The sequence below is a fragment of the Asanoa sp. NPDC049573 genome, assembly GCF_040676615.1.
In the GTDB taxonomy this organism is placed as follows: domain Bacteria; phylum Actinomycetota; class Actinomycetes; order Mycobacteriales; family Micromonosporaceae; genus Asanoa.
This window is the reverse complement of record NZ_JBFAPI010000001.1, coordinates 380975-397081: the sequence shown is the minus strand read 5'-3', so window position 1 is coordinate 397081 and position 16107 is coordinate 380975. Positions and strand designations below refer to the sequence as shown.

Sequence of the window (16107 nt, the reverse complement as noted above, 5' to 3'; positions counted from 1 at the left end):
ATGGACCTGGGCGGCAAGATAGTTGTGATAACCGGCGCGGCGGGCGGCATCGGCGCCGCGATGGCCCGCCGGTTCGCCGAGGCGGGCGTGGCCGGCCTGGTGCTCGCCGACCTCGACGGCCCGGCGGTCGAGTCCCTCGCCCGGTCGATCGACAACGCGCCGACCCACGCGGTCCGCTGCGACGTGACCGACCCGGCACAGATCACCGCCCTGGTCGCGGCCGCACACGAGTCGTTCGGCCCGGTCGACCTGTTCTGCTCGAACGCCGGCATCACCACCGGCACCGGCCTCGACACCACCGACGACGCCTGGCAACGGGCCTGGTCGGTCAACGTGCACGCGCATGTGGTCGCCGCTCGCGCGGTGCTCCCGTCGATGCTCGACCGCGGCGCCGGCTATCTGTTGCAGACCTGCTCGGCCGCGGGCCTGCTGACCGCGGTCGGCGACGCCCCCTACGCGGTGACCAAACACGCGGCGGTCGGCTTCGCCGAGTGGCTGTCGATGACCTACGGCGACCGCGGCATCCGGGTCAGCGCGCTGTGCCCCCAGGGCGTAGCGACGCCGATGCTGGAGCACGGCCTGACCCACGGCCACGCCGGCGCCCTGGTCACAGCCGCCGCGGGCGAGGTGCTGACGCCGGAGCAGGTCGCGGAGGCGGTGGTCGAGGGCCTGGCGGCGGAGCGCTTCTTGATCCTGCCGCATCCCGAGGTGGCCACCTACCAGCAGCGCAAGGCCGAAAACCCGGACCGCTGGCTGACCTCCATGCGCAAAATGATCAGCCGGGTCTCGTCGACCGCCTGACCGGGGCGAGGCGTCCGCCCGCCGGCGACGGCCTCGACCACCTGGGCAGACCCGGTGCCCTCCGTTTCGTGCCGACCCTGACAGCAGGGCGGGGTTCTTCGGCGCTTTGCTCTGCACCCCTGCAGGAAGCGCCATTCCACCGGGGGGCTTCCTGTGGGGGTGCAGAGCAAAGCCGGTCAGGACAGGCCAGCGATCTCCGCGACGCGGAGGTCGGTCAGCCGCGTCCGGTCCAGCGTCTGACCGGGCGACCGCGGCCCGAGCGGTCGCCGTCCGCGGCGTCGTCGCCGGCGCCCACGCCACCGGCGGCGCCGTTGCGGCCCGAGCGGCCACCGACCCCCGCGGCACCGTCGCCGCCTCCCACGCCACCGGCCGAGCCAGAGCCAGCTCGGCCCGAGCGGCCACCGACCCCCGCGGCACCGTAGCCGCCTCCCACGCCACCGGCGGAGCCAGAGCCAGCGCGGCCCGAGCGGCCACCGGCCCCCGCGGCACCGTCGCCGCCTCCCGCGCCACCGGCGGAGCCAGAGCCAGCGCGGCCCGAGCGGCCACCGGCCCCCGCGGCACCGTAGCCGGCTCTCGCGTTGCCCGCCGCGCCCGATCTGTCATTGGCTCCCGCATCGTCGGACGCGAGCGAGCTAGGAACCGCCGCCCCGTCACCAGACGCGCCCGAACTACGAACTGCCGCCCCGTCACCGGACGCGCCCGAACTACGAACCGCCGCCCCGTCGCCGGACGCGAGCGGGCTACGAACCGAGTCGCCCGACGCGCGCGAGCTGCGAACCGCTGCCCCGTCGCCGGCGATCGTGCCGTGGCCGTTGGCCGACGGAACGTCGAGCGGGCGCGAACCGCGCCCGCCGGCCGGGGACGGGGCAGCGGTGGCTGGGGTGGCGGTGTCTTCGTGGATGTAGACGCCGCCGCGGAACAGGGAGACCACCGCGCCTGCGACGGCCAGAGCCGCGGCCAGGATGAAGACCACCAGGAGGCCGTCGTGGAAGGGGCCGCTCAGCAGACCGGGCAGGAACGTGCGGTCGGTCAGGTGTGCGAGCGTGGACGGTGGGACCTGGCCGGTCACGCCGGCCTGGTCCAGCAGGGAGCCGATCGGGTTCGTGCCCAGGAACGCCGCGAACATCAGGGATACCGGGGGTACGGCGACCACCGAGGAGACCGCGGAAGCCGGCACGCCCTGGGCGGTCAGGCCGCTGTGCAGCGCCGACGGGAGCGACGAGGACAGGCCGGCGATCAGCAGCGAGAAGAACAGGCCGATGGACAGCACCATGCCGGCGTTCTGGAACGTCGCCCGGATGCCTGATGCGACGCCGCGCTCCCCCGCTGGCACCGCGTTCATCACCGCCGTCGTGTTGGGGGCCGAGAACAGGCCCGAACCGGCGCCGTTGAAGAGCAGGAGCACCGCGAACAGCGGATAGCTGAAGTTGACCGGGATCAGCAGGAGGCCGACGAACGTCACGGCCATCACGACCAGGCCGCCCGTCGCCAGCAGCTTCGCGCCGTAGCGGTCCGAGAGCCAGCCGCTCAGCGGGCCGGCCACGATGAAGCCGATGGTCAGCGGCACCAGGTAGATCCCGGCCCAGAGCGGGGTGTCCTCGAAGTCGTAGCCGCGCAGCGGCAGCCAGATGCCCTGCAGCCAGATGATCAGCATGAACTGGAGGCCACCGCGGGCGATGGCGTTGAACAACGCCGCCGCGTTGCCGGCCCAGAACGCCTGGATCTTGAATAGGCGCAGGTGGAACATCGGTTGGGCGACGCGTGTCTCGATGACGCAGAACGCGACCAGCAGCACCGCGCCGACGATCAGGCCGCCGAACACCAGCGGGTTGGCCCAGCCTTCGACATGGTCGCCGTACGGCTGGATTCCATACGTGAGCGCGGCCAGCAGGACCGTCAGGCCCACGGCCAGCGTCGCGTTCCCCCACCAGTCGATGCGCACGCCCGAGCGGCGGACGACCGTCTCGCGCAGGTTGCGGTAGGCCCAGACCGCGCCGATCACGCCGACCAGGGCGCTCACGCCGAAGATCGAGCGCCAGTTCCAGGCGGACAGCAGACCACCGAGAACCAGGCCGACGAAGCTGCCGGCGAGCCCGGCGACCTGGTTGACGCCCAGCGCCGTGCCGCGCTGGCGGGCCGGGAAGGTGTCGGTGATGATGGCTGTGGAGTTGGCCATCAGCATCGCGCCGCCGACGCCCTGCACGATGCGCCAGCCGATCAGCCAGAGCGCGGCCGTGCGGCCCGAACCCGGCGTCAACAGGCACGCCACCGACGCGAAGGCGAAGACCGCGAAACCGGCGTTGTAGATCTTCACCCGGCCGAACATGTCGCCCAGCCGGCCCAGGGACACCACCAGGACGGCCGTCACCAGCAGGTAGCCCATCAGCATCCAGAGCAGGTAGCTGACGTTGCCCGGTGCGAGTGGGTCGAGGTGGATGCCGCGGAAGATCGCCGGCAGCGAGATGGTCAGGATGGACGCGTTGACCGTCGCCATCAGCATGCCGAGCGTCGTGTTGGACAGCACCGACCACTTGTGCGGGATCCGGCCGCCCGACCGGGCCTGGATTGCCATCGCATCACCCACTTCATTAGCTGTACTAAGCATATTGCGCCGAACAACGGGGTGCCGCGTGAACTGGGTCCCATCCGACGGGCGTGTCCGGTCGCACGGCGGGTACCCGGCAGGGATGGGCACGAGCAGCGTGATCCGTGGCACCGCGCGCGGCGTGGTCGCCGCGATGGCCATGTCAGGCCTGCGCCAGATGACCACGACCCTGGGCCTGGTCGCCGACACCCCGCCCGAGGCGATCGTCCAGAGCACCCTGCCCGCGATCTTCGAGCGGATTCCCGAAGAGCGCCGCCCGGCGATCGTGGAAGCGGTGCATTGGACGTACGGGGGCCTCGGTGGCGCCGCCTTCGGGCTGCTGCCGCGGAAGGTGCGCCGGCACCCGCTGACCGGGTTGATCTACGGCGTGCTGTTCTGGACCGCGTTCGAGGTCGGCATCGCACCGGTGCTCGGCCTGCCGCACGCGCACCGGCAGAAGCCCGAGGAGGAAGCCGCCCTCCTCGTCGACCATCTGCTCTACGGCGTCGTGGTCGCCGCCAGCGCTTGGCCACATCGGGACTGACCGGGGCGAAAACGAAACGCCAGGTGGCTCGCCGCCAACAAGCCAATGGCGACCTGGCCTACCACAACTGGCCGCATGTTGCAATCGGCAGTTTTCTTTATCTGTGCCATATTCACGTGAGTCTTGTGACGTGCTGTGCTGATCCCTACGCTCTGAGTGACGAAGGCGCCTCAGGAACCCCTCCAGGCGCTCACGGCCCACAAGCCGGGGAGGACCCTAAATGACCGAGGAGACCAGCTCCAGCCACCAGGCCGACGCCAAGCTCCTGCAAGCCAGCCTCGAGGTCGTCGCCGACCGCGCCGACGCGCTCATCGAATCGTTCTACGAGCGACTCTTCGCCGAGTATCCCGCCGTCCGGCCGATGTTCCCCGCGAACATGAAGCCGCAGGAGGACAAGCTCCTGGGCGCGATCGTCGCGCTGGTCACGAACTACGACACCCCCGACGCGTTGCGCCCGACGCTGCTCGCGCTGGGCGAGAAGCACGCCGGCTGGGGTGTCCAGCCGGAGCACTTCACGGCCGTCGCCGGCTGCCTGCTCGCGACGCTGCGCGAGTATGCGGGCGACGCGTTCACGCCAGAGGTCGAGGGCGCCTGGGTCCGGGCCTACACGTGGGCCGCGGGCACGATGATGCAGGGCATGGCGGTCAGCACGGCCGAGAGCCGCGCGGCCTGACAGGACGCGAACACACGAAAGCCCGGGCGGGTGGCCCGGGCTTTCGCGTCGAAATAGGTGGAGAGGCCGCCACGGGGGAAGCGGCCTCTCCGCGCAGAACGATACTCCGTCCTGCCCCTTATGGATAGCGGGGTCGATCAACCATTCGGGAACAGATGGCCGTAGTCCGCGTACGCCATGGCGATGTCGGACTGCGCCCAGAACCGGTGGTAGGTGAAGCTCGGCGCCGCGCCTCCGTCCAGGTAGGACTGGACCTTGGCCCAGTCCGGGTCGCGCTTGTAGAACGACCGGATATCGGTGAAGGTCTTGCCCGGCGCGATGGCGTCACCGTTGGGCATGTCGCCCGACCAGCCCGGCGGCAGGTACAGGCCCTGGCCGGTGCTGGCGTTGTAGACGTCGTCGAACCGGTTGTAGTCCTCGCGGGTCTCGGTCGTGACGACACCACGGGCGTCGCGGTTCGCGTACAACGCGTCGATCAGGCCCTTGGCCCCGGTCTTCGCGGCCGCGTTGCCCGACTTGGCGGCGTAGTACATCAGCGTCCGGGCGTACGCCGCGGCGACGCCCACGTCACGGCCCTTCTTGGTGACCGTCACGTGCAGGCCGGTGTTGGTCGCCGGCGACGACGGGTTCCAGGTCGTCGGCGCGCCGCTCCAGCTCATGTCGGACGGGATCTCGAACGCACCGCCGGTGCCGATCGTGGTGTTCGCGAGCGCCCAGGGCACCCACTTGTCGAGCAGCGCCTTGGCCTTCGCGTTGCCGGTCGCGTAGTAGAGCTCCGCGATCCGCTCCATCGACCAGGCCTGCATGCCGAACCACTGGTTCGACGGCGGGTCGTGGTAGACGGGGTCGACGTCGTAGAACATGCCGTAGAAGGTCGGCGTGCCGGCCGGCGGCTGGGCGTACGAGCCGTCCCAGCTGTTGGTCGCGCCGCCGGCGATGCCGCCCTCGGCCGACTGCAGCCACTGGTAGAACTCGAGTTGCCGGTCGAAGCTCTTCTGCCAGTCGGAAACCGCCGACGCCGAGCGGGGCTTGAGCTCATTGACGTTGGTCAGCGCCCACGCGGTCATCGGGTTCTGGTAGCCGAAGTGGTTGTGGCTCGAGCCGATCCGCCACGACCAGCCCGCGTTCGGGTCGGTCGCGCCGCCCCAGGCGTAGTACCAGGACAGCAGGTAGTGCGCGGAGTCCTTGCCGGACCCGGCCGGGCAGGTCGAGGCGCCGACGCAGTTGCCGATCTTCTTGAAGTACTTGTCGAACATCGCGTAGCGCAGGTAGTCGCCCATCTTGGCGGCCTTGGCCACGGTCGCCGACACGTCGGCGGCCTTGCCCTGCTCGGTCGCCCAGGTCAGCGCCCAGTAGGCGGCCTCGATCGCACGCGCGTCGGCGTCCGGCGCGTTGGTGTACTTCCACTGCTTCGCCGGCGTGCCGCTGTCCTTGATCGAGATGTCCAGGAAGCCGTAGGGGCCGCCGAAGGCGAACGTCTCACACGAGGGCTGCGGCACGGTCTCCCACACCGACTCCTGCGGTCCACGCTGGAAGGTGTTGATGTAGGCGGGACGCGTGGTGCCGTCGCCGCACCGGCCGAAGCCGTAGGTGTTGTCGACGTCGAGCAGCCAGTGCATGCCGTAGATGTCGCCGGTGCCGTAGGTCGACTGCAGCTCGGAGCGCAGCGGGTCCTGGCCCACCGGCACGTTGGGTTGCAGCTGCGACGGGTACTGGCTCGGCAGGTTGTATTCGGCGGCGTACTGCGGCGTGCCGTTGACGCCGGCGGTCGGCTGGTCGTTGTGCGACGGGATGATGTATTTCTCCATCACCGTCCAGGCGTTGTTGAACGGCGCCCAGTTCTCGGTCACCCGGCCGTACTGTGCCTCGAGCCAGATCCAGAAGCTGAACGCCTCCGAGGTGGTCTCGTGGCCGTAGTCGGGAGCTTCGACGATCAACGTCTCGATCGAGTGGTACGGGACGCCCTCCGGACTGAAGTAGCCGGAGTTCTTGATCTTGCCGTACTGGTCCAGGAACCGCTCGATGTAGACGTTGTCGCCCGTGCCGCCGTCGTTGTCGATCTCGGTTACGGTGATCGCGACGGGCGCGTACCCGGTGGCGGTGGCCGTGACCGTCGCCGAGCCGCCCACGGTGTCGGCGTCTTCCGCGGCGGCGATCGTCACCGGCACGCCCGTGCTCCAGTTGGAGCTGCTCAGCGTCACGCTGGTCGGGCTGACCGAGACGTCGGTGTCACCGGTGCGGGCCAGCGCAACCGTGACCGCCGACGACGGCGCGGCGCTGAGCGTCAGCCGGGTCGACGAGGTGCCGCCTTCGGCGACCGAGACCGACGACGGGTTGGCCCGCAGCACCGGGCCGCTGGCCTGGGTGACGGTGAAGCTGGCCTCGTCGGTGGCGGTCAGGTTGGCGTTGTCGTACGCCCGGGCCTGCACGGTGTACGACCCGGCGGGCAGGTCCTCCAGCGTGTAGCCGTACGGCGCCGTGGTGTCGGTGTTGACCAACATCCCGTTGCGGTAGAACTCGACCTTGCTGACGGTGCCGTCCGGGTCGCTGGCGCTGGCGCTGAGCGCGACGTCGGCCGGCGCCTCGAACGGTCCGGCCGGCACGGTCAGGTCCACCGTCGGCGGCTGTTGCACGGGCGCGCCGCCGCAGGTCGTGCCGTTGACGGTGAACGAGGTGGGCTTCGGGTTGCTGCCGCTCCAACTGCCGTTGAAGCCGATGCCGGTCGAGGCGCCGGTCGGCAGGCTGCCGTTCCACGGCATGCTGGCCGCGGTGACCTGGTTGCCGGTCTGGGTCCAGGTGGCCGACCAGCCCTGGGTGACCCGCTGGCTGCCGGGGAAGGTGAAGCCGAGTGTCCAGCCGTTGATCGGGTCGCCGAGGTTGCGGATGGTCAGGTTGGCGGTGAAGCCGCCGGGCCACTCGTTGGTCGCGTAGACCACGTCGCACGCGACCGCGGCCTGCGCGGGAGCGGCCGGGATGGCGACCGCGGCGGCGACGAGCGTGCCGGCGGCGAGCATCGCCAGGGCACGTCTGGGCCGGGTAAGCCTGATTGTCATGGAAGCGTTCTCTCCTCGCGAAAGCAGGGGTGGGCCACGCGTCCTGCCCGGGACGCGTGCGCGAAGGTCGGCTCCCTTGGATCGACAGTCTTGCATGGGAGCGCTCCCGGCGGCAAGCGGGCACGCACCGCCCGGCGCGAACCGCCTACGCTGCGTGGCCCGCGTGGTTCGATGGGTCGATGGACCGCGTCCTGAGCGGGGTGCTCATCACCTTCGCCGTCGCGGCGCTCCTGATCGGGCTGGGTCCACACCCGGCGATCACGTCGTGGTCGACGCAGGCCGTGCTCGAGGGCGCCTTCGCCTACCTCTCCTGGCGGCTGTGGCGCCGCCCGGGTCAGGATCCGCTCTGCCGGCGGTTCTGGGGTGCCGCCGCCGTCGCGGGCACGCTGAAGACCGCCGGCGGAGTCGTGCGCGCGGTCCAGTTCGGCATCGACCCGGGCAACCCCGACTTCAACAGCGCGATGCCGACGTTGCTGATCGTGGCGGGCTCCGTGGTGCTGTTGTACTTCCTGCTGACCCGACCGCCCGACATGATCGGCCGGGAGCGATTACGGCTGTGGCTCGACGCCGCCACCGTGCTCGTGGCGGCCTCGGTCTTCGTCTGGAGCATCACGCTGACCGGAAGCGAGAGCGCCACCGGCACCCGGGAACTGGCCTGGACGCTGATCGGCTCGGTGATCATGATCGTGTCGGCGTTCGCGATCGTCCGGCTGCTGATGACTAAGGAGGCGCCGTTCACCCGGGCGACCGGGGTGATCCTGACCATCGCGATCGCGCTCTTCGGGGTCGAGCACGCGCTCAATCCGCAGCTCGCCAACGCCGACTCGCGGGGCAGCTACGTGCTGCGGATGGTGCCGGCGCTGGTTCTCGTGATCGCGCCCTGTGTCGAGCGGGTCCACGGAACGCTGACCCGCGCGGCCGACCAACCCACGCGGACCCGGGTGACCGTGCGGCTGCCGTTCCTCGCGGTGGCCGCGGTGCAGATCACGCTGCTGATCCAGCTTCCGCTCATCGGGCTCACGCTGGTGAGCTGGGGCACCATCGTCGGTTCGGCGGTGCTCACCGCCGTCGTCGCCGCACGCCAGAGCGTGGTGCTGATGGAGAACGACCGGCTGGTGCGACGCCTGGACGAGAGCGTCGAGGCGCTCGGTCGGCAGGAGGAGAAGCTGCGTCACGCGGCCAACCACGACCATCTGACCGGCCTGGCCAACCGGGCCTTCTTCGATCACCACGCCCAGCACCTGGCCGGCAGCGGACCCGGTCGCGGGCGGGCCGTGCTGTTGCTCGACCTCAACGAGTTCAAGATGGTCAACGACACGTACGGCCACCACGCCGGCGACGACCTGCTCAAGCTCACCGCGACCCGGCTGCGGCGCAGCGTGCGGCCCGGCGACACGGTGGCCCGGCTGGGCGGCGACGAGTTCAGTGTGCTGCTCGCCGATGCCACCTCCAGCGATGCGGTCGCCGCCGCCCACCGCATTCTCGGCGCGCTGGCCGATCCGGTGCGGGTGCACGGCCAGACCCTGCGGCCCTCGGCCAGCGTCGGTATCGCGGCCAGCGGGCGCAAGCCCTTCGAGGCGCTGCTGCGCGACGCGGACGAGGCGATGTACGAGGCCAAGCGCCGGAACTCGGGCTTCTACCTGCACCCCGACTCGGCGACCTGACCGTGGACCGGATCCTGGGAACGGCGCTGCTCGTGTTCGGGGCAGCCGTGATCGCGATCGCCCTCGGGCCCGACCCCGGCGTCACCGCCTGGGTGGCCCAGGCGGTCCTGGAAGCGGCCTTCACTGGCCTGTCCTGGCAGCTGGCCCAACGGCGCGACCAGGGCAGCGGCACGCGGCGGTTCTGGGAGGCCGCGGCCGTGGCCGGGCTGATCTTCACGGCGGGTGCGGTGCTGCGGGCGGCGCAGTCGGCCAACCATCCGGGAACGGTGGCCGGTCTCTCGACCGTTCCGACGATCCTGCTCACCGTGGCGACCGGTGTGTTGTTGGCGTTCCTGCTGTCGCGTCCATGGGGGTCGGGGCGACGCGTCCGCAAGCGTCTGTGGCTCGACATGTCGATCGTGCTGATAAGCGGGGGCGTCGCCGTCTGGATGGTGACGCTGATCGGCCGCGGCGACGCGCACCGAACGGGCCAGCTGGTCTGGACGATGGCCGGCGCGGTGATCCTGCTGGCGGCCGCCGTCGCGCTGGTACGCGTCGTCTACACCCGCTCGACCCCGGTGCGCCTGCTCGTCGGAGTGACACTGACGCTGGCGATCGCGGTCTTCGGCGTCGGCCACGTCCTCAACCCCCAACTCCAGACGGCGCCGGACCTGCGCGCCGTGCTGGTGGTGCGGATGGTGCCGGCGCTGCTGCTGGTGGCGGCCGCCCGGTTCGAGCAACTCCGCAATCCCGCTCCCCCGGCCCGCGACCGGCGGGCCGCCGCGGGGCTGCCGTTCGTGGCCGTGGCGGCGACCCAGATCCTGCTCATCGTCGAACTGGCGACCGGCGGGCTGACCGACCGCGCCTGGGGTGCCCTCGCCGGCACGGTGATCGTGACGGGGCTGGTGATGATCCGGCAGCATCTGGTGTTCGTCGAGAACGCGCGCCTGGTGCGCGGGCTCGACGAGACCGTCGCGGCGCTGGGCCGGCAGGAAGACCGCCTGCGCTACGCGGCCCGCCACGACCACCTGACCGGGCTGCCCAACCGGGCGGCGTTGGACGAGCGGGCGAAGCTGCTCAGCAGCACCGAAGGTCAGGGCCGCGCGGTGCTGCTGCTCGACCTCAACGAGTTCAAGGCGGTCAACGACACCCTGGGCCACCATGCCGGCGACCGGCTGCTCAAGGTCATCGCCAACCGGCTGCGGCGTTCCGTGCGGCCGACCGACCTGGTGGCCAGGCTGGGTGGCGACGAGTTCAGCGTGCTGCTGGCCGATGCGTCGGCGTCGGACGCGGTGGAGGCCGCGCACCGGATCATGGGCGACCTGGCCAGGCGGGCCCGTATCGCCGGGCGGACGCTGCGGCCGTCGGCGAGCATCGGGATCGCGGCCAGTCACCACGAGCCGTTCGAGACACTGCTGCGCAACGCCGACGAGGCGATGTATGAGGCCAAGCGGCGGAATTCGGGCTTCCATCTGCACGCCGAAGGCGACAGCTAGACCCCGAAACTTTCGATCATGTCCAGGGGGTTTCCCGCACGCTGCCGGGCCGCTACAGTCTGACCAACGTCGATGGGAGCGCTTCCATTGATGAACGTCAGAGTAGGCCGGCGACGGGCCAGCCCGGACTCCGTCGCCGGTCTCCGCTCTCCCTCGAGAGGAGGTGGAACCACCGCCACTCGCGTGGCCCGGCTCCCGCGCGACACGCACGTCTGGTGCCAACCGCCGTGCGTGTATGTAACTGAGGTTGGGGGTGGGGTTGCCCTCCCCGCCCCCAACGCTAGCCCTTGATTGTTACGGGCATGAATCGGTCGACAGGACAGGCGGCGACGCCCAACCGGTCGACCGTCCTGTTTTGCGGTACTTCCACTGAGCTGGCCGGTCCGGGCTTCCGGAACATTGCAAACGGCTGTACGATCTTGGGAGCGCTCCCAGATCCCACCCCGAGGAGACCTGCGACATGACCGTGCTGACCCGACGGCGCCTGCTGCGCCGGGCCGCGCTCTCGGCCACCGCCGCGACCGCCGCACGAGCGTCCCTGTCGGCAGCCGCAAGACCGGCCGCTGCGTCCGCCATCTCCGCGGCGCCGCTGCTCGCCGCCGCCTGCGACCCGGACTCGCCCGACGCCGACCCGAACCCGGAACGCCGGCTCGGACTGCGGTTCCCGGACGGCTTCCGCTGGGGCGCCGCGACCTCCGCGTACCAGATCGAAGGTGCCGTGAAGGAAGACGGCCGGGGCGCGTCCATCTGGGACACGTTCAGCCACACGCCCGGCCGGACCCGCAACGGCGACACCGGCGACGTCGCGGCCGACCACTACCACCGCTGGGCCAGCGACCTCGACCTGATGAAGGACCTCGGCCTGCGCACCTACCGGTTCAGCATCTCCTGGCCGCGGGTGCAGGCCGACGGCACCGGCAAGGCCAACCAGCGCGGCCTGGACTTCTACCGGCGGTTGGTCGACGGCCTCCGCGAGCGCGACATCGCGCCGATGGCGACGCTGTTCCACTGGGACCTGCCGCAGGCGCTCCAGGACCTCGGCGGTTGGGAGAACCGCGACGTCGCCTACCGGTTCGCCGACTACGCCGCGTCCGTGTTCGACGCCCTCGGCGCCGCGGTGCCCGACTGGCTGACCATCAACGAGCCCAAGACCGTGGTGCAGAACGGCTATCTCGGCGGCCACCACGCACCCGGGTTGCGCGACCCGTCCGCCGCCTACCTGGTCGCCCACCACCTGCAACTCGCGCACGGCCTCGCGGTGCGCGCGCTGCGGGCCAGCGCCGACGCGCGGATCGGACCGGCGCTCAACCTGCACCCGTGCTACCCGGCCGACGACAGCGCCGAGACGGCCACCGCGACCCGGCTCTACGACGGCTACGAGAACCGCCTCTACCTCGACTCGATCCTGCGCGGCGCGTACCCGCGGGACGTGCTCGATGATCTTGGGCCGGAGAGCCGGATGGTCCGCGGCATCCGCGACGGTGACCTCGAGATTATCTCGTCGCCGGTCGACCTGCTCGCGGTGCAGTACTACACGCCCTACTACGTCACCGGTGGCGGCGACACCGAGCAGCGCTGGCCGACCTCCGAGGCGTCCTGGCAGCAGATCTTCCCGGACGGTCTCTTCGACATGCTGACCCGGATCACCCGCGACTACGGGCCGATCCCGCTCACCATCACGGAGAACGGCCTGCCCTGCCCGGACGAGATGGGTGCCGACGGCACGGTCGACGACCCGGGCCGGGTCGAGTTCCTGCGCGACCACTTCGCGGCGGCACACCGCGCGATCGGGGCGGGCGTGCCGCTGGAGAGCTACCACGTGTGGTCACTGATGGACAACTTCGAATGGGCCGAGGGGTACGAGCAGCGCTGGGGACTGGTCTACGTGGACTACCCGACGCAGCGCCGGACCCCCAAGCGCAGCGCGCGCTGGTATCAGGGCGTGATCCGCGACAACACGGTCTAACGCGGCAGGACCGGCCGGGCCGCTACCGCGGCAGAACCGGCCGGGCCGCTACCGCGGCAGAACCGGCCGGGCCGCTACCGCGGCAGAACCGGCCGGGCCGCTACCGCGGCAGAGCCGGCCGGGCCGCTACCGCGGCAGAGCCTGCTGGAGTTCGGCCCGCAGGGCCGGGGTGAGCATCTCCCCGGCCTGCTTGGCCAGCCGCGCCATCTCGTAGCCGACCACACCGATGTCGGCGTCGGAACCGGCGAGGGTGGCCAGGATCGACCCGTCGCGGATGTGCATCACCAGGAAATAGCCGCGGCCCATCTCGACGACCGTCTGCTTCACGTAGTCGTTGTCGAACATCTGGGCCGCGCCGCTGGTGATGCTCATGACGCCCGAGGTGACCGCCGCCAGCTTGTCGGCGTGATCGCGCGGCAGGTGGTCGGAGACCGCGATCAGCAGGCCGTCGGAGGACACCACGATCGCGTGCGAGACACCCGGGACCCGCTGGGCGAAGCCGCTGACCAGCCAGCTCAGGTCGCGCGCCTCGCGGCTGAGCGTCGTCATCGTTGCTCCCGTTCTCCGCGCCAGGGCGGCGCGCTCGTCTGGTCTTCGGGGTTCTCCGCCTCGGCGCGCCGGATCCCACCGTAGAACCGGTTGAGAAGGCTGCTCACCGCCTCGGGATCGGCGTCGACGCCGACCGGTGCGGCAACCGGCGCGGCACCGTTGCCGCCCGGAAGTTGGGCCATCGGGACGCGCCGGGGCAGCCCGGTGCGGCCCACTCCCCCGGTCACCGGTTCCGCCGGCGGCGCCACCGCGGTCGCCGCCCGCGGTCGCGCGCCCGCGGTGGCCGGCGAGCCGGTGCGGGAGAACCACGAGACCTCGGTGTCGGCCGGGTCGTGCGACGGCACCCGCGCGGCCGGCGCGGGCACCGCGGGTGGCGGGACAGCGGGTGCCGGGACAGCGGGTGCCGGGACAGCGGGTGCCGGGACGGCGGGAGGCGGCGCGGCCGGCGCGGGCACCGCCGAGGCGGGCGTGGGCCAGGCCGGCGCCGGCTCGATCGGCAGCGGGATCGCCGGTGCGGCGACCGCGGGCACGCCGGCACCCGGTGTCGACATCGTCAGCGCGGTGACCGCGGTGCCCGGCAGCAGCGGCCCACCGGCGCGCGGCGCCGGCTGCAGCGACGGCGCCGCGCCCGACACCGCCGCGACCGCGGCCAGCATCGGTCGGGCCGGCCGGTAGGGCAGTTCGGCGTGCTCGTGGGCCAGGATCTCGGCCGGCAACCGGACCACGGCGATCACGCCGCCGCTGCGGGCCGCCCGCAACTCGACCCGGATGCCGTGCCGGGCCGCGAGGTGACTGACAACGAACAGGCCCATTCGCTCGGACGCCGCGACGTCGGCCGTCGGCGGCGCGGCCAGCGTGTCGTTGGCCTCCCGCAGCGCCGCCTCCGACATGCCCAGCCCGTCGTCGGCGATCTCGATGACCGTGCCGACCCGGGAGCCGCCGTGTGCGAAGACGTGCACCGTCGTCGTCGGCGGCGAGAACACGGTCGCGTTCTCCAGGAGTTCGGCGAGCAGGTGCACGAGGTCGCCGACGGCGTGGCCGAGCACGTGTACGAGGTCGATCGCGTCGTGCCGGACCCGCGGGTAGGACTCGATCTCGGCGACCGCCGCCAGCACCACGGCCGGCAGGGCGACCGGCTCGCTCCACCGCCGGCTCGACTCGATGCCGGCCAGCACCAGCAGGCTGTCGTCGTTGCGGCGCATGCGGGCCGCGAGATGGTCGAGCTTGAACAGGTTGTCGAGCTGTTCCGGGTCGCTCTCCTCGCGCTCCAGCTCGTCGAGCAGCTCGAGCTGCCGCTCGACCAGCACCTGGCTGCGGCGGGCCAGGTTGACGAACATCGCGTTGACGGTGCGCCGCATGGTGGCCTGCTCCACGCCGACCGCAATGGCGCTGTGGTGCACGGCGACGAACGCCTCGGCCACCTCGCCGATCTCGTCGATCGAGCGGACCGGCGTCGGCCACACGTCGATCCGCGGCACGGTGGGGCCCATCGCGCGCAGCCGTTCGAGCGCGTCGGGCAGCTGCACCTGGGCGACCTGCAGGGCGTGGGTCCGCAGGGTGCGCAGCGAGCGCGCGATCGAGCGGCCGACCACGATCGACGTCAGGACCGCGATCAGCAGCACGAGCAGGATGCCGCCGGCGACCAGCAGGCTGTCGCGCAGCTGGGCGTTGCTGCGGTCGCGGGCGGCCCGGTCGGCGTCGGCCGCGACCTGTTGCTCCACCTTGAGCAGTTGCTCGGCCCGGTTCTGGCTGGCCGCCCACCATTCCTCGGCGCCGAGCACCTGTGGCGCCTTGGCGGTGCCGAAGGTCTGCTCCTCGAGCCGGGTGGCCTCGACGAACTGCGGCAGCACCGAGGTGTCGTCGTAGAGCGAGACCTGCTCGGGCGTGGCCGCGAGGCGGAAGTCGGCCAGCGCGGCGAGTTGCTGCGCACGCAGGTCGGAGAGGGTAACCAGGTCGTCCGGCCCGTACGCGCCGGCGACCGATGCGGCGAAGATCCGGGCCCGCACCTTCGAGCCCAGCTCCTTGACCCGGGCCAGCTGCACCGAGCGGAGCACCGCCTGGGAGAGCTCCGGATGCTGGGCGCCCGGTGACGGCTCGGCCAAAAGCGTGAGCAACGCGTCGATCAGCCGGGTGTAGCTGTCGAACACGGTCTGCGGTGTGGCGCTGCCGGTGGCCGCCGTGCGCAGCGTCGGCAGCTGGTCGATCAGCTCCACGGTGCGGCCGTAGGCGACCTGCCAGGACACGTCGCCGCCGAGCGCCGGGTCGGCCGCCGCGCGGAACCTGGTCGCGGCCGCGTCGACGGCGTCTTCGTAGGGCCGCAGCACGTTGGTGAGCCGGGCCAGGTCGGGACGGCCGCTCGCGTCGCCCGGCGCGGCCAGCTCGCCGGCGGTGCGGTCGCGCTCCTGCTGGACGGCGTCGACCAGGCCGCCGATCTCGTCGGCGACGCCGACCTCGGCGGAGAACTGGCCCAACGTGTTGGCCTGGGTGAACAGGGTGCGCGCCTGGAAGCCGGCGAGCAGCAGGAACGCCAGCGACGGGACGATGAGGACGGCACCGAGCTTGGTGCGGATGCGCCAGTCGCGCAGGCGGTAGCGGTTGTTGCGGCGGTGCGGCGGGACCCGCACCTCGCCCTGCGGCCGGCGATGGTGCGGCACGGCGCCGTTCGGCTGCCCGGTCGCTCCTGCCACCCGTTTCCTCCTAGTCGCCCACACCGGGAAACCCGTTCATCCAACCAGGCGTGGCAGCGCCGCGCACGGGGGCAACCGCCCAGTGTGGTCACCTTGAACGCGAGGTGGAGG

At 71.5% G+C, this 16107-nt stretch carries 10 protein-coding genes; 6 read left to right on the top strand and 4 right to left on the bottom strand.

Going from position 1 to position 16107, the window contains the following annotated elements:
- A complete protein-coding gene (locus tag AB0J74_RS01850) occupies positions 1–801 on the top strand; it encodes an SDR family oxidoreductase (RefSeq protein ID WP_363443227.1) in 801 nt (266 codons plus the stop codon).
- 214 nt (positions 802–1015) lie between these two features.
- On the opposite strand, the gene AB0J74_RS01845 is transcribed toward AB0J74_RS01850, so the two are convergent.
- Positions 1016–3373, bottom strand: a complete 2358-nt coding sequence (locus tag AB0J74_RS01845; RefSeq protein ID WP_363443225.1) for an MFS transporter — start codon at positions 3371–3373, stop codon at positions 1016–1018.
- 115 nt (positions 3374–3488) lie between these two features.
- On the opposite strand from AB0J74_RS01845, the gene AB0J74_RS01840 reads away from it, so the two are divergent.
- Positions 3489–3929 carry a hypothetical protein gene (locus AB0J74_RS01840; protein WP_363443223.1) on the top strand — a complete coding sequence of 147 codons (441 nt, stop codon included), beginning with the start codon at positions 3489–3491 and terminating at the stop codon, positions 3927–3929.
- A gap of 220 nt (positions 3930–4149) precedes the next feature.
- Entirely contained in the window at positions 4150–4602 is a 453-nt protein-coding gene (locus AB0J74_RS01835; protein ID WP_363443221.1) for a globin domain-containing protein, read from the top strand.
- A 137-nt stretch (positions 4603–4739) separates the two neighbouring features.
- On the opposite strand, the gene AB0J74_RS01830 is transcribed toward AB0J74_RS01835, so the two are convergent.
- Positions 4740–7616: a glycoside hydrolase family 48 protein gene (locus AB0J74_RS01830; RefSeq protein ID WP_363444037.1), complete on the bottom strand. Its 2877-nt coding sequence runs from the start codon at positions 7614–7616 to the stop codon at positions 4740–4742.
- 218 nt (positions 7617–7834) lie between these two features.
- On the opposite strand from AB0J74_RS01830, the gene AB0J74_RS01825 reads away from it, so the two are divergent.
- The 3 genes from AB0J74_RS01825 to AB0J74_RS01815 all read left to right on the top strand — a co-directional run bounded on the left by AB0J74_RS01825 (position 7835) and on the right by AB0J74_RS01815 (position 12760).
- Positions 7835–9319: a GGDEF domain-containing protein gene (locus tag AB0J74_RS01825; RefSeq protein WP_363443219.1), complete on the top strand. Its 1485-nt coding sequence runs from the start codon at positions 7835–7837 to the stop codon at positions 9317–9319.
- Between the two features lie 2 nt (positions 9320–9321).
- Positions 9322–10794, top strand: coding sequence for a GGDEF domain-containing protein (locus AB0J74_RS01820; protein ID WP_363443217.1), 1473 nt, complete (start codon positions 9322–9324; stop codon positions 10792–10794).
- Between the two features lie 460 nt (positions 10795–11254).
- Entirely contained in the window at positions 11255–12760 is a 1506-nt protein-coding gene (locus tag AB0J74_RS01815) for a GH1 family beta-glucosidase (RefSeq protein ID WP_363443215.1), read from the top strand.
- Between the two features lie 126 nt (positions 12761–12886).
- Here the strand turns inward: AB0J74_RS01815 and AB0J74_RS01810 are convergent, their stop codons facing one another.
- Both AB0J74_RS01810 and AB0J74_RS01805 read right to left on the bottom strand, forming a co-directional pair.
- Positions 12887–13309, bottom strand: a complete 423-nt coding sequence (locus tag AB0J74_RS01810; RefSeq protein WP_116074212.1) for a roadblock/LC7 domain-containing protein — start codon at positions 13307–13309, stop codon at positions 12887–12889.
- The gene (locus AB0J74_RS01805) at positions 13306–15996 is read right to left on the bottom strand and encodes a nitrate- and nitrite sensing domain-containing protein (protein ID WP_363443213.1); all 2691 of its coding nucleotides are present in this window, start codon (positions 15994–15996) and stop codon (positions 13306–13308) included. The genes AB0J74_RS01810 and AB0J74_RS01805 overlap by 4 nt, the downstream gene beginning before the upstream one ends.
- Positions 15997–16107 lie beyond the last annotated feature (111 nt).